Raw genomic sequence first — 15,098 nt, 5'->3', positions numbered from 1 at the left:
AACCGTCATATTGGCTTTGGATGATGTACTTCTGCAGGATGGCACTAGGCCTCTTCCGCTAGCACGATATCCCACTCGTGGATCTCGTAGCCTCGGGCGCCCAGGACGACATATGGATCCTGCTTTACCCAAGATTCCGCCTCCTCCAAGGAACGCGCCTTGTAGATGACGAGGCCGCCGGCGCCGTCGACGAATCGGCCGTTGGCATGAAGCTTTCCTTCGGCGCGGCGCTCCGCCAGGAATTGCAGGTGCTCCTCGCGATGCTTCACGCTGAGCTCGGGATCCTTCATCGGCAGGAAGACGGCGAAGTGCTTGATAGGCTCCCCCGGTTCGTCGCGCAGGAGCTGATAATTCAGCATCGCCGCCATGTCCTGCTCGGCGAAGCCGTCGCGAACGGCGCCGTCGAGCAGGCCTTTGACCCGGCGTCCCGCGGACAGGCCGACGCCGGACTGCGCGGCGAGCTCGGCCGCGAGCGTGAGATCCTTGGCTAGCAGCTTGACGGCGAAGCCGGCTTCGAAGCGCCCCGGTCCGATATGGTTTTTATAATGCCGATCGAGGATGCGGCTGCTGGCGAAGCTGGCCAGGAGCACGTTCACCAGCTGCGCCTCGTCCAGCCCCGCTTTCCTGCCCAGCGCCAGCGCTTCGCTGACGGCCTGCGTGTGGATGCCGACCATGAGCTGGTTGACCAGCTTGACGACGGAGCCGCTGCCGACGGGGCCGACGAGGTCGATCTGCTGGCCCATCGCGGCGAGTACCGGCTGCGCAAGACGAAACGTCTCTTCGTCGCCGCCGACCATGATGCTGAGCGTCCCCGCCACCGCGCCCGTCGTCCCGCCGCTGACCGGCGCGTCGAGGAACCGGAGGCCGCGTTCGGCCGCGGCTGCGCCGATTTTACGAGACAAGGCAGGGCCGACCGTGCTGCAGTCGACCAGCACGAGGCCTTCTCTTCCACTGGAGACGAGTCCGTCGGATCCAAGGTAGACCTCTTCCACGTCGGCGGGCATCGGCAGGCAGGTGACGATGAGATCCATCTCCGCCGCCAGCCGCGCGCGATCAAAGCCGACCTGGCCGCCCAATGCGGCAAAGCGATCCTCGGCCGCTTTGCTGCGATTCAAGCCGTAAACCTCGTAGCCTGCCTTAATGAGATTTTCCGTCATCGGCAAGCCCATATTTCCCAACCCGATGAATCCGATCTTCTTCAAGTCGTTCACGCTCCTCGGCGTTATCTCTTCGTCTTGATCAACCTTGCGACATTGCGTGCCGTTCGGGCCAGATTGTCCTCCGCTTCCGACAGGCATTCGTCCAGCGTCGAGGGACGGCCGACGATCGGGAAGACCGCGGCGAACGCATCATAGAGAGGTTCGATGTCCGGGCCGAGACCGCCGGACACGAGAATCGCGGGTACGCCTTCGGCCGCCGCCCACTGCGCGACGCGGAAGGGCAGCTTGCCGCTCAGCGTCTGCGCGTCGGTGCGTCCCTCGCCGGTCAGCACCCAGTCGGCGCCCGCGATCCGCGCTTTCAGTCCGGCCGCCCGGGCCGCCACCTCGGCGCCGGATTCGATCCGGGCGCCGAGCCGCAGCAGCGCGAAGCCGAGCCCGCCGGCAGCGCCGGCGCCGGGCTGCTCCGACAGGCGCGGCCCATTCGCGCCGGCTTTATCCGCCTCGGCACCGCTCAGCCCGTTCTCGTCAGCCTCGTCAGCCGGGCTCGGCTCGACCGCCTTGGCTCCGCCCACACCCGGCCCGCCCGGCCGCTCCAGCAGCGCCGCATACGCGCGCATCGCCTCGTCCAGCTCCGCGGCTTGCGCCGGCGATGCGCCCTTCTGCGGCCCGAATACGAGCGACGCGCCCTCCGGTCCCGTCAGCGGGCTTGTCACATCGCTGGCCGCCGTGATCGCGCACGCCGCGAGCCGCGGATCCAGGCCGCTCCAGTCGACCTCGGCCACGCGCAGCAGATCGCCGCCCCGGCCTTCCAGCGTCCGACCGTCTCTATCCATAAATCGCACGCCGAGCGCCGCGAGCATGCCCATGCCCCCGTCGTTCACGGCGCTGCCGCCGAGCCCGACGATCAGGCGCCGGGCGCCGCGGTCCAGCGCATGCGCGATCGCTTCCCCAAGTCCGCGCGAGGTCGCGGCGTACGGATCGCGGCGATCCGCCGGGATCATCGGCAGACCGCATATATTCGCCGTCTCGATGACGTAGACCGGCTCGCCGTCTAGCTCGATCAGGCCGATGAGCGCCGAGGCGCCGGGCTCCAGCGGGCCGTGCACGGCGACTTCCTCGCAGCGGCCGCCGCAGGCGCCGACGAGCGCCTCGACGGTGCCTTCGCCGCCGTCCGCCATCGGGACGACGTCGAACTCGGCGTGCGGGATTTCGCGGCGGATGGCCGCCGCCATGACGGCGCCGACCTCCCGCGAGGACAGGCTGCCTTTGTATGAATCCGGGGCAATGACGAAGCGCATGGCGGGTTCTCCTCCCAATCGACAGCTAATATGAGATGCTAACTCCTATCATACGCCTGTCCGGGACCGATGCGTACCTTTTCCCCGGCTCGCGCGCTCTCGATCGCGGCGAATACCATCGCCATGCTCTTCAGGTTGTCCGAGCAGTCTGTCTCGGCCGGCCGGTCTTCGGCGAGCGCGGCCAGCATCTCGTCGAAGCAGCCGTCGTGTCCCTCGTGCCCGGTCCAGGGCGAGGCCGGTTCGACCCGTCTGTACGTATGCATCCGTGCGCCCGGCCCCAGATTGCCTTCCGCCACGCTGCAGTAGCAATCGTTCGTTCCGTCCCAGAACAAGGTGCCTTCGGACCCGACGACGCGCCAATCGCCCTGCCAGGACGTAGGCTCGCCTTCCGCGCACCAAGAGCCGTTGTACGTGAACACCGAGCCGTCGCTCATCTCGAAAATGCAGACGGCCGAAGCGTTGCCCGCATACCAGGAATGGGTAGGGTTAAATTCATGGCAGTATACCGACACGGGATCGGCCTGCAGCAGATAGCGGGCCTGATCGAACGTATGGATCGCCATGTCCAGCAGCAGCGGATGGTCCATCGTCTCCCGGAAGCCGCCGAAGTGGGGGCCAAGGAAAAAGTTGGCCGTCGCATGCGCCGGCTTGCCGATCGTTCCCTGCGCGATGAGGCCGCGCGCCTCCCGGATCTGCCGGGCGAAGCGGCGGTTCTGCATGACGGCATAGCGGCGTCCGTGCCGCCGAACGATGTCTTCGATCTCGTAGGCGTCCGCCATCGTGACGGCCAACGGCTTCTCGCCGATGACGTCGCAGCCGAGCTCGACGGCCGTCGTCACGACGGTCTTGTGGACCTGCGGGACGGTGACGTCGAACACGAGGTCGGCGCCGGTCTCGCGGATTGCCGTCCCGAGGTCGGTATAGCAGGGGCAGTCGAGACCGAATTCCCGGGCCAGCGCTTCGGCGGCCGGCAGATGAATGTCGACGAGGGCGGCGAGCTCGATGTCCGGCCGGCCCGCCGCGTATTTGACCCAGCGCCGGGCCATATTGCCGCAGCCGACCTGGACGAGGCGGAACTTACGGGCGATCTTGTCGGTTGTATCGGTCATGGCAGTCGCCTCGGCTTTGCCCGTCGTATTCGTCATGTCAGCGGTATCGGTTTTATCTGTCTCATTTTGCAAGTCGGTCGTCCTGCTCGCTGTCATGCCGTTACGCCTCCTGCCGCGACTTCAGCGGCTCCAGCGGCTGGCGGTTGCCGAACAGCGGGGCGGGCCGGCCCGTCGGCGCCGCCCAGTGCACGGCGTTGCGGATGACTCTGCGGATCTCTTCGTTGTAATAGGTCGGATAAGTCTCGTGCCCGGGGCGGAAGTAGAAGATCTTGCCCTGTCCGCGGGTGTAGGTGCAGCCGCTGCGGAACACTTCGCCGCCTTCGAACCAGCTTACGAAAACGAGCTCGTCGGGGGCCGGGATCTCGAAGCTCTCGCCGTACATCTCCTCTTGCTCCAACTCGATATATTCGCCGATGCCTTCGGCGATCGGGTGGCCGGGCGACACGACCCACAGCCGCTCCTTCTCGTCGGCTTCCCGCCACTTGAGGTTGCAGGTCGTGCCCATCAGCTTTTTAAAAATTTTAGAGAAATGGCCGGAGTGGAGCACGATGAGCCCCATGCCCGCGAGGACGCGCTTATGCACGCGTTCGACGATCTCGTCCGATACTTCGCGATGAGCCTTGTGGCCCCACCATACGAGGACGTCCGTGTCTTCCAGCCGCTGTTCCGAGAGGCCGTGCTCTTCTTCGTCGAGCGTCGCGTATCCGATCGCCAGATCGCTCCCGAGTCCTTCTCCGATTGCGCGGTGGATGCCGTCCGGGTAGACGGCCTTCACCTTCTCGTTATTTTTCTCGTGACGGAATTCGTTCCAGATCAGCACGCGCAATTCGTCCTTCATGCCGCCATCCTCCTCGTTTGAGATCAGCCGTGACCCCCACATTATAGGCCTCGCCGTTCCGGCAAGAATAGCTTCAAAGCTGACCGATTGTTCTCCAAAAATGACATGTGTGCTATACTGGGGGCTCCAAAAACTCTCTGCGCCCCAAGCGAGGTATAAACGATGACAACGTTGGCGGACGATCTTCGCGAACCGGTCCGCGAGGAAGTCGTGGTCTACGGCCATCCGCTCCTGCACATGAAAATATGGGAGATCGGCTTGAGCCCTCCGGCGCCTGCCCGAGAGGCGTACGGACCGTGGCATCATCACAAAGAAATCGAGCTGTTGGCGTTGATCGAAGGCGAGATGGGCATGCAGACGCAAGACGGCTACATGCGCCTCGAACCGGGCGACGTCGCGCTGCTGGGCGCATCGCAGCTGCATCGCACGCATCGCGCGGGCGCCGATCCCGTCCGATTCATCGTCCTGCAGGTCGACCTTGGCCGGCATATGGAGAGCGCCGCGCTGCCTTACGTGTACGGCTTCGCTGACGGCGCCGCGCCGCTCGAGCGCATGAACGGCCTGTTCCGCGACAAGCCCGAGGTCCGGCGCGAGACGTTCGATTTAATCGGGCATATGTACGAAGAGTATCGAGGCCGCGCGCGCGGCTACGAGCTGGCGCTCGGTTCGGCGATCCAGCGGCTGCTCTGGCTGTTCGTCCGGCACGACGACGAAGGGCTGCTGCCCGCCGCGGCGGAACGGGACCTGCTGCGCCTGAGGCCGGCGCTGGACTATGTCGACCGGCATCTGCAGGATCGCATTACCGTCGAAGAGGTCAGCCGGCTGCTTAATTTCAGCTATCACTACTTTATCCGTTACTTCCGTTCGGCGATGGGCTGTTCGTTCGTCGATTATGTCAACCGCAAGCGGATCAAGGCCGCGGAGCGTCTGCTGCTGACGCGCGACATCAGCATCGCGGAGGCCGCGCTCGAAGCCGGCGTGCCGAGCATCGCCCAGTTTTACAAGCTGTTCAAGCGCTTCAACCGGTGCTCGCCGAAGGAATTCGTCACCCGCATGAGCGGCCGCGAGGACGGCTAGCGGCCTGCTTCCCGACCGGACTTTTCTTAACCGGACGCCGCGTCGAAACTCCGCAAAGCCTTGCCCTGCCTGGATTTTCGCCGGACATTTCTTTTCCGCGCCCCGATTCAAGTAATGTCCCTATTCTGCCTCGGACGGCGGACGTACGATGGGATTGCAGCGACAGGCCAAGGCGGCAGCGAGCCTGCGCCGATCATAATCAATGCGGGGAGGACATGGCAGGATGAAGCCGACGATAAAGAATGCATGGCTGGCAACCGTACTTTTGGCAGCGATTACAGGTACAGCGGCGTGCGGAGGCAACGGGGAAAACAACGCGGCCCCGACGGACAAGAGCAGCCCGACGCAGGCAAGCGCCGAAGGGACGGACAAGACGGGGGACAGCGGCGAGCCGCTCTCCATTCAGATGTTCGCCGGACTGTACAATGAAGTGCCCGACATGAACGACGCCTACTGGACGGAGTGGCAGAAGCGGACCAACACCAAGTTGAACGTCGAGTGGGTGCCGTCCGGCGACCTCGACACGAAGCTGGACCTGCTGCTGGCCTCGGCGCAGTTGCCGGAGGTGCTGGCGGCGCCCGACTTCAAGCGGCCGACGCTGATCAATGCGATCAAGGGCGGCGCCTTCTGGGACCTGACGCCGTTCCTCGGGGACTTCAGCAAGTATCCGAACCTGAAGAACAACGTGCCGGAGAATGCCTATAAATACCGGACGATCGACGGCAAGATTTATTCGCTGCCCGGTTCCCGGTCGCAGATCGACCCGGGCATCAAGATCCGCAAGGACTGGCTGGATAAGCTGAACATTCCGGTGCCGACGACGCTCGACGAGTACGCTGACGCGCTGGTCAAGATCACGAAGGGCGATCCGGACGGCAACGGGCGCGCGGACACGCTCGGCCTGATCGGCGGCGGCGTCATCATCAGCGACGGGGACGCGTCCTTCGCGTCGGCGTTCGGCGCGATGGTGCCGACGTACAACGAAGAGGGCGGGCTCATTTATACGAATCTGAACCCGGGCTACACGGACGCCATCGCCTACTTCCGCAAAATGTACGAGATGGGCGCGCTGTCCAAAGAGTTTTCCGTCATGAAGCGCACGCAGGCCCAGGACCTGTTCACGACCGGCCGCGCCGCCTCCTATACCCGCAGTATCTGGTGGGACAAAGAATGGGAGGATCTGATCAAGAAAAACGGCCAGCCGGACGCGAAAATCCTCAATCTGACGCTTAAGGGACCGAAGGCGTACGCCGTCAACCTGACGCTCGGCGGTACCGGCAGCTTCCTCATTTCCAAGAAGGTACCGGAGGAAAAGGTGTGGAAGCTGCTCGATTACTTCGAGAAGACGGCTTCGACGGAGATGAGCGATCTCGCCTACTACGGCATTGAGGGCGTGCACCATACGGTCGAGGGCGGCCAAAAGGTGCTGACCGCGCAGGGCGTGAAGGAAGTCAACACGACCAGCAAAAACGCGGGCGTCCTGGCCACCCAGAAGTGGGGCAAGGTCATCAGCGCGTCAGGCGACAAAGCCTACAACGACGCCAAGATCGCCGAGGTGCAGAACTTCGGCGAGATCGGGAGCGTCGACCCGTTCGCATATCTGATCTCCGACACCTGGAACGACGTCTGGGCGAAGTATCAGAACGAATGGAAGTCCACGGTGACGCAGGCGATCGTCGGTCAGATCACGATGGACCAATACAAGCAGTTCGTCGACAAGATCAACAATTTGCCGGAAGCCAAAAAAGCCTATAAGGAATTCGCCGAGAACTACAAAGCGATGAACCCGTAAACGCGGCAAAACAAGACTCGCGGAAAAGCGGAAGGTGACCGGCCGGGAGCCGGTTGCCTTCCTTGTCTATCGCGCCCCAACCGCCGTTCCGAGGGAGGTCATCATGAAGCCGCTGCTGAGAAAAGTCCAACAAGCCGCCTACCGGGCGTTTCCGCGATCGAATTATTTTAGAAGGCTCGTCTGGCTGGGCTGCGTCTCCGTGACGGTCCCCATCCTGATCCTGGGCCTGGCGTATTACCGGTACTCCGTGAACAAGATCGAGGAGCAGTTCCAGGCGGACAGCCGGACCTCCCTGACGATTCTTCAGGAGCGCACGGAGAACCTGATGACGGACATCGAATACCAATCGATGCAGCTTGCAGCCAATCCTACGATCCGCTCCTGGCTGGGCCGGCCCGGCTTCGCCGAGCAGTACGTGATCCAATTGAACGTCCTCGACCTCATGAACGTGCAAAAAAACGCCAGCAGCCTCGTGCAGGATATCGTCTATTACGCCAGCGCGTCGGATACGGTGCTGTCCAACGCCTACGGGAAAACGACGCTTGCGGACTCGCCCGAGCACGAGAATATAGCGACGGTCCTGAAGGGGGCGCGCAGCGAGGGCTGGACCTACCTGCCGGCGTACGCGAGCAACGGCTATATCTCGTACGTTCGCCAGCTGCCGGTCATGCGGACCGGCCGGCCGATGGGCGCGCTGATCTACGAGCTCAAGGCGGCGGATCTCGGCAGACAGCTGTTCCAGTCGGGCGTGGCGGCGGGCGAGGAGTCGTATGCCGTCGTGGACGCGGACGGCACGATCCTGCTGCATTCCTCCGATGCGGCTCTCCTGGGCCAGCGGGCGGATTCGGTCGAGCTGTTCCGGAGCGTGCTGTCCGGCAGCGGCGGCGAGGGACAGTTCGTCATGGGGGAAGCGGACGGCGGCAAGGTGCTGACGGCGACGTACAAGACGGCGCTGGGGCGGACTTATATCTCGATGCTGCCGGAGAGCGCGATCGCCGGCCAGCTGAACTGGATGCGGCTGTTCGTCCTTGGCTCGGTGCTCGTCATTTTGGTGTTTGGCATCGTGCTGACCGTCGCTTCGTCCAAGTTCGCTTACAGTCCGATCGACAAGCTCATCCTGTACGGCAGACAGCTGCGGCACGGCCCTGGCGCGACGGGCAGGGGCAACGAGATCGGTTATATCCGATCGAGCCTCGCCTATCTGAACGACCAGGCAGAGTCGCTGCGCGCGTATATCGAGCGGATTCAGCCGGATCTGCGCGACCGGCTCGTGCTGAAGCTGATAACCGCTTCCGCGCCGCTCAAGCCGCAGGCGGTCGAGACGGAAGCGCAGGCTTACGGGATGCCCGCGGCGGGAGGATTCGCGGTGCTGGTCGTGCGGCCCGAGAATTTGTTCAAGGAGAAGCGTTTTTTGCCTAGCGAGGGACCGATCATCGTTTTTGCGGTGAAAAACGTCATGCAGGAGCTGCTGGAGGGCGGCCCTTTTTCGAGCGGTTACGTGCTGGGGAAGGAGGACAAGGAGGCCGTCGCCGTGCTGCGCTGGGACGCGCCCGTTCGCGAGGAAGAGGCCGCCGGCATGCTGGACGTTTATGCCGGCCGCGTATGCGAAGCGCTGAAGACGCATCTGTCGTTTACGGTATCGGTCGGCATCGGCGGCGTGCGCCAGGGCCTTCATCTGCTGTCCGAGTCGTATCGGGAGGCCGAGGCCGCGCTGCAACAGCGCCTCTTCGACGAGAACCGCCGGGTCTTCCGCTACGACGCGCTGCCGGCGCCTTCGGGCAAGCTGGCGACGTTCAACTATCCGAAGGAGCTGGAGCTGGAGATTACGGAGCATCTGCTTCAAGGGGAACTTGGTCTGGCCGAGGCGTCCCTGGACCGCTTCTATGAGCGAATCCGGCAGTCCGAATCGTACAATACGGCCATGCATTGCTACCATATTCTGCTGTCGTCCATCATACAGTCGCTTGAGGAGATGGGCTACGGCGTGCTGGACAATCTCGGGGACAATCTGTTCGAGCAGCTCAAGGCGAGGCAGACGTATCGCGAGGTGCAGGAGTGGTTCGTGGAGTTTCTGTTCCCGATGCACCGGCAGATCACGGAAGAGAGCAGGGCGAACGCGACGCGGATCGCCGTGCAGCGGGTGTGCGCCTATATCGAGACGCATCAGGGCATGCCTTCGCTGATCGAATGCGCCGAATACGTGAGCATGAGCCCGTCGTACCTGAGCCGGCTGTTCAAGCAGGAGGCGGGCATGACGTTTATCGAGTACCTGATGAAGTACAAGGTCGATCGGGCCAAAAAGCTGCTGGAGGAGACGAATCACAGCGTGGCGGAGATCGCCGAGCTGATCGGGTATTCCGAGCGCAACCTGAACCGCGCATTCCAGCGGCATCTGTCGATGTCGCCGAAGCAGTACCGCATGTCGCTGCGCTGAGCGCGAACGAGGAGAAGCCTGCCCGATGAGGGCGGGCTTCTTTGCCGTTGGCGGCGGGGAAGGTAGGTAGAGGTGGAGTTGCCCGGAAAAACCGTGTAACTCTGCAACTAACCTTCGTTCGGGGGCCAGCTACCCGGAAAAGCCGCGTAACTCGGCGGCAAGTCTCCGCACAGGGGCGAGTTACACTGAAAAACCGCGTAACTCCGTAACCCACCTCCATTGGAGGGCCAGTTACCCGGAAAAACCGCGTAACTCGGTAACGAACCTCCGTACGGGGGCGAGTTACCCGGAAAAACGGTGTAACTCCGACGCCCCCCGCTCCCCTAAACGCTATCGCTAGCCTCCGTTCGGACAAGCAGGCACTCCCACACCTCAAGCTTCGGAATATCGATGACCGCCTCATCCTCTTTCTGACTGTACGGCAGCGCGTCCTCCGCGATCAATCTGCGCACGCCGGCGACGCGCCGGCCGGGGAGCCGCAGCTTGAGCGTGATGTCGTGCAGCGGAAGATTCGTGGCGAGCGGCCTTCTGCCGGCTCCGTTGACCAGGTGGACCAAGACGTAGTCGTCCCGCTCGAACAGCGTGAGCTGCAGCCCCTGATAATTGGTGACTTCTACAAGCTTATCCGCGCCTAGCGCCAGATCGATTGCGTTCGCGAGCAACTGGTAGTGCTCGCCCAGCTTGAATTCATTGAGCATGCCGCTGAGCGAGAACGGGAAGTACAGGAAGCCGCCGGACCCGCTCCGGCGATGCAGCGCCAACGGCAGGTCGGTGCGGATCACGGGCAGCGAGGCGCGTTCGGGCGGCGCGCCCACGCACTCGAGCGGGGCGAACGGCGGGACGAGCGTCGCCAGCACCTGGGTTTCCGCCGTCGGCTGCGCATAGTAGACGGCGCCTCGCAGCGCGATCAGCTCCGTCTGTTCTAGGCCGACCTGGAGCGAGTTGTCCCCGCCCTCGAATCGCAGATAGGCGGCCGACAGCAGTTCGCCGGCTGCGCCTTGGTCGCGGACCCCGAGCAGATCCCGCCACTCGGGCTTGTCGGCGGCATCGCCTTCAGCGATGACGTGACCGCCTGCAGCGGCATAGCCGGCCAGCGTGGCAGCCATGCCTTCGCTCAGCGCCAGCCCCTCCGGCGCGATCAGCGCCTTGTAGCGCGCCAGCCGCTCCGGCGTCGCCTGCTCTTCGAGCAGCACGTCGAACGGAATCTGGCGGTTGATCAGCCCGTCCGCCCAGCCTTCGGCGGCCGCGTTCGCCGTCCACAGCAGCGCGACCTGCGCCAGCGTCTCGGCGCCGTCCATGTACGGCTCCACTTTGGCGACGTCGCGGTTGAGCGCCGCTACCGTCTCGAGGATCCGCTTGTCGCCGATCGTCTCGGGGATGCCGGTGAGCGAGTGCCAGATGCTGCCCCCATGCGCGGGAATCTGCGACAGCCAGAAGCGGTACTCGGCCGGCGGCAGGCCGGTGTGACGCCACTCCATGCCGGGGCTGGAGTGGACGATGCCGAGCGGCGCGGGGACGCCTGGCGCGGAGCGGCCGAGCTTGATGCTGAGCGCGGGCTTCCAGAACTCCGGAATCCGGCGGTGGCCCTCGGACAGTACGTCCTGCGGCTCCGTGCAGAGCAGGTCCGTCGTCTCCAGCCGGTGGTACAAATTGTCCTTGTACAGGTTGTAGTACAGGATCATCTGAACCTCCGGCCGCTTGTCCTTGATGAAGCTGTACATCTTGTCCATGTTGTCCCGGATGCACGTCGACGGCCAATCCGCCGCGAATTCGGCCGGGTCCGCCGGCAGCGGGACGCCGTACAGCCGCTCGTACTTGCGCTTGCAAATGCCGCACCAGCAAGGCAGGAAGTGCGGCGCGTTAAAAAAGACGGCGTCCACGTCGTACCGCGACAACACCTCGTCCAGCACCGGGACGGCGACGTCTTCGTTGCGGTAGCCCGCGTTCAGGCAGGTGCTCATGAGGAGCGACCATGCGCCGGGCCGATGCGCGCCGATGATCTCCGGCTGTCCGTCCTGCTTGCGCACGAACCACTGGGGCCGCTTCAGGTAGACGATATCGTCCGTCTTGCTGAAGTCGAGCCGGGCGATGAAGCGGATGCCCTCGTCGTGGCAGGCGTCTACGACGCCCTTCAGCAGATCGAAGTCCTGCGGCAAGTATTCGTTGACATGATGGCCTTCGACGTCGGAAAGGTACCAGGCGTAGATGCCGCCGACATTGAACACGAGTGCGGTCGCCCCAAGCTCCTTCATCTGCCGCGCCAGGCGGCGGGGTTCGATCAGATGCGTGTCTTTCACCTGCAGATTCGTCTGAATGATGCGCTGGGGCTTGTGCCACCAGCCGCGTTCGTTATTTTCCAAGGGGTTAACCTCCAGTGTTCGTCGCGATTATCCTTTGACCGAGCCGAGCATGACGCCCTTCGCGAAGTGTTTTTGCAGAAACGGATAGACGAGCAGGATCGGCGCCATCGCCAGCATGATGGAGGCCATGCGGATCGTCTCCTGCGGGACCGAGCGTTCGTCGCCTCCCGCGCCGGCCATTCCTGCGTTGTCCGAGTCGATGACGAGCGTCTTGACCAGGACCTGCAGCGTCCACTTCTTGGCGTCCGAGAGATAGATAAGGGCGTTGAAGTACGTGTTCCAGTGGGAAACGGCGAAGAACAGCGTGAACGCCGCGACCGCCGGCATGGACAAGGGCAGGACGACGCGCAGGAAAACGCCGATGTCCGAGCAGCCGTCGATGCGCGCGGCGTCCTCCAGCTCCGAAGGCAGCGACTCCAGGAAGCTCTTGATGATGATGAGGCTCCAAGCGTTGGTCAGGACCGGCCAGATGAGCGACCAGTAAGAGTTCAGCAGCCCGAGGTTTTGCACCAGCAAATAGTTCGGCACGATGCCCGCGCTGAAGACGAGCGTGAAAATGACGAAGCCCATCATGGGACCACGGCCGGGCACATCCTTCTTGGTCAGCACGTAGGCGAGGGAGAAGGTGACGACCAGATTCAGAATCGTGCCGACGACGGTGATGAAGACGGTGCTCTTGAGCGCGTTCAAAAAGCTGTCCGTCGATAAAATGTAAGAATAGGCGGCCAGGGACCATTTTTCCGGGAACAAATAAAAACGAAGCGGCACGTACACGTCAGGGTCCGTAAAAGAAACGCTGAACACGTACAAGAACGGGAATACGCAGACGAGAGATATAACGGCGAGCAGCGTGTAGTTGATCCAATCGAACGCCGTCATTTTTTTGCGTGAAACGAAGCTCATGGCGGTATGCCTCCTCCCGGCGGATCAGTAGATGCCTTCCTGGCCGGATTTTTTGACGATATAATTCGATGCCATTACCAGGACGAAGCCGACGACGCCCTTGAACATGCCGACCGTCACGCCTGTGCTGATCTGTCCGCGCAGGATGCCCTGCGTGTAGGCGTACGTGTCGAACACCTCGGCCACCTGCATGACCAGCGGGTTCATCATCAGGAGCATCTGCTCGAAGCCGACGTCCGCCATCTGGCCGAGGCGCAGGATGAGCAGAATGAGAATCGTGGGGCGGATGGCAGGCAGCGTGATGTGCCAGATTTGGCGAAAACGGCTTGCGCCGTCGACGACCGCCGCTTCGTACCGCTGCGGATCGACCCCCGCCATGGCGGCGAGGAAGATGATCGTGCCCCAGCCCGCTTCCTTCCACATCGTTTGCGCCGTGATGAGTCCCCAGAAGTACTTCGATTCGGACAGGAAGCTGATCGGCTCGTGTCCCGCTTCGCCGATCAGCTTGTTGACGATGCCGACGTCGGTGGACAAGACGAAGAAGGTCATGCTCGCTACGACGACCCAGGACAAGAAATGCGGCAGGTAGACGATGGATTGATTGAAGCGCTTGAAGGCACCGTGTCGCACCTCGTTCAGCATGAGGGCGAGCAGGATGGGCAGCGGGAACATGAACACGAGCCCGAAGACGTTGATGGCGAACGTGTTGCGGAGCATGATATAGAAGTTGCGGTCGGCGAAAAGGTCGGCAAAATGCTTGAAGCCCACCCACTCGCTGCCGGCGAAGCCCGAGTACGGGCTGTAGTCCTTGAACGCGAGCAGCAGGCCCCACAGCGGGGTGAGCTTGAACAAAATAAAAAACAACACGCCCGGCAGCGCGAGCAAATACATTGCCCGATGCTTGACGATCCGCGCGCCGAGCCGGGACCAATAGCCTTTTTCCTTTCGGACCGGTAATGCGGCTAACGCCTTTTCCATGATCCGAAGCACCTCGTTTCCGTCCGATGGCGGACCTAATCTGGATCTGCCTCCATTGTAGGCGCGCGGCGATCAGCGGAATACGGACATAAATTGAAGAGGACCGGCTGCGGCAGCCGGTCCTGCGTCTATGCAATTGATGTCTGCGCGCTGCGAAAGGAGGAAGGGCGGAGGAAACCCGGCATGGCGCGGATTGATCCATGGTGGCGGGGCGGCCGGGAGGATGGCGGGAAAGAAATGTCCGGTTGCGCGAAAGGCTGCTATGCGAAATTTGAGGCTCGCGCCTATCTTTGCCGCCACATCCTGCATGCCTAAGAACAGCGCAAAATTGCGCTATTCTTAGATGCACCGCGGTCCGCGCCACGCCCCACCCGCTCAGAGATGCGGCACCGCCCGCTCCTCGAACGATCGCGCGAGCTCCGCCAGTCCCTCCGTCAGCGCTTCGCCGGCCATCGGTTGGCCATGGCCTGTGATTGCCGCCGCAGGCTTCAACGCCTCGAGCTTGCGGACGGACTCGGCGGCATGGCGCCAATCGAAGGTGAAGTACGGCGGGGGACCGTGAATCTCCTCCTCCTGCGTGAGCACCGCGAACGCGGACGTCTGCTTCACCGTGATAAAGGCGTCCCCCGCCACCACCGTCCGGTCGCGCTCGCGGAAGAGCGAGATATGTCCCTCGGTATGGCCGGGCGTATGGACCCAGCGCCATTCCGGCAAGGTCGGCACCGTGCCGTCTTCCGGGAGCGGGCGCACGACGCCCGAGATGTCGATCCCTTTGTGCGGGTACAGCGGGGAGATGCGGGCCATAAGTCCGCCTCCGACATCCGGGTCCGCTTCGGGGTAGTCGGCTTGGCCGGTCAGGTATGGCAGCTCCATCGCATGCGCGTATACGGGCACGCGCCAACGGGCCAGCAGCGGGCGCAGCGAACCGACGTGATCGAAGTGGCCGTGCGTCAGCACGATCGCGCCAGGAGGCGCATCTCCGAATCGTGCGGCAGCCGCTTGAGCGATGTCATCGGCGCAGCCGACGATACCGGCATCGACCAGCGTCCATTCGCGGTCGCCCGGCTCGCCGATCATCACGACGTTCGCGATCAGCGTCCGCACGCCGTGCACGTCGGAGGGAAGTCTATCTTCATTGTGCATTTGTTC

At 63.2% G+C, this 15,098-nt stretch carries 11 protein-coding genes; 3 read left to right on the top strand and 8 right to left on the bottom strand.

All coding sequences use genetic code 11. The features are described from left to right. Positions 1-44: 44 nt before the first annotated feature. Genes BM235_RS26165 through BM235_RS26150 form a run of 4 tightly spaced genes read right to left on the bottom strand, consistent with a single transcriptional unit; the run spans position 45 to position 4,405 of the window. Entirely contained in the window at positions 45-1,202 is a 1,158-nt protein-coding gene (locus BM235_RS26165; RefSeq protein WP_255374608.1) for an NAD(P)-binding domain-containing protein, read from the bottom strand. A gap of 20 nt (positions 1,203-1,222) precedes the next feature. Next, positions 1,223-2,458, bottom strand: a complete 1,236-nt coding sequence (locus BM235_RS26160) for a glycerate kinase family protein (protein ID WP_090117195.1) — start codon at positions 2,456-2,458, stop codon at positions 1,223-1,225. Positions 2,459-2,496: 38 nt separating this feature from the next. After that, entirely contained in the window at positions 2,497-3,663 is a 1,167-nt protein-coding gene (locus BM235_RS26155; protein WP_369803554.1) for a Gfo/Idh/MocA family protein, read from the bottom strand. A 4-nt stretch (positions 3,664-3,667) separates the two neighbouring features. Continuing rightward, entirely contained in the window at positions 3,668-4,405 is a 738-nt protein-coding gene (locus BM235_RS26150; RefSeq protein ID WP_090117194.1) for a ThuA domain-containing protein, read from the bottom strand. 162 nt (positions 4,406-4,567) lie between these two features. Here BM235_RS26150 and BM235_RS26145 point away from each other — a divergent pair, with 162 nt between their 5' ends. The 3 genes from BM235_RS26145 (at position 4,568) to BM235_RS26135 (ending at position 9,708) form a co-directional block, all read left to right on the top strand. Next, entirely contained in the window at positions 4,568-5,482 is a 915-nt protein-coding gene (locus tag BM235_RS26145; protein WP_090117193.1) for an AraC family transcriptional regulator, read from the top strand. 223 nt (positions 5,483-5,705) lie between these two features. Then, on the top strand, positions 5,706-7,274 hold the full coding sequence (locus tag BM235_RS26140; protein ID WP_090117192.1) for a type 2 periplasmic-binding domain-containing protein: 1,569 nt from the start codon (positions 5,706-5,708) through the stop codon (positions 7,272-7,274). 103 nt (positions 7,275-7,377) lie between these two features. Further along, positions 7,378-9,708, top strand: a complete 2,331-nt coding sequence (locus BM235_RS26135) for a helix-turn-helix domain-containing protein (protein WP_090117191.1) — start codon at positions 7,378-7,380, stop codon at positions 9,706-9,708. Between the two features lie 323 nt (positions 9,709-10,031). On the opposite strand, the gene BM235_RS26130 is transcribed toward BM235_RS26135, so the two are convergent. The 4 genes from BM235_RS26130 to BM235_RS26115 form a co-directional block, all read right to left on the bottom strand. Beyond that, entirely contained in the window at positions 10,032-12,068 is a 2,037-nt protein-coding gene (locus tag BM235_RS26130) for an alpha-amylase family protein (protein WP_090117190.1), read from the bottom strand. 27 nt (positions 12,069-12,095) lie between these two features. After that, entirely contained in the window at positions 12,096-12,971 is an 876-nt protein-coding gene (locus tag BM235_RS26125) for a carbohydrate ABC transporter permease (protein ID WP_090117189.1), read from the bottom strand. 24 nt (positions 12,972-12,995) lie between these two features. Further along, positions 12,996-13,949 carry an ABC transporter permease gene (locus BM235_RS26120; RefSeq protein ID WP_090117188.1) on the bottom strand — a complete coding sequence of 318 codons (954 nt, stop codon included), beginning with the start codon at positions 13,947-13,949 and terminating at the stop codon, positions 12,996-12,998. 375 nt (positions 13,950-14,324) lie between these two features. Then, a complete protein-coding gene (locus BM235_RS26115; RefSeq protein ID WP_090117187.1) occupies positions 14,325-15,092 on the bottom strand; it encodes an MBL fold metallo-hydrolase in 768 nt (255 codons plus the stop codon). Positions 15,093-15,098 lie beyond the last annotated feature (6 nt).

Origin of the sequence: Cohnella sp. OV330 (assembly GCF_900112065.1) — a bacterium.
In the GTDB taxonomy this organism is placed as follows: domain Bacteria; phylum Bacillota; class Bacilli; order Paenibacillales; family Paenibacillaceae; genus Cohnella.
The sequence above is the reverse complement of the archived record's forward strand: the minus strand, read 5'-3'. Positions and strand labels throughout refer to the sequence as shown.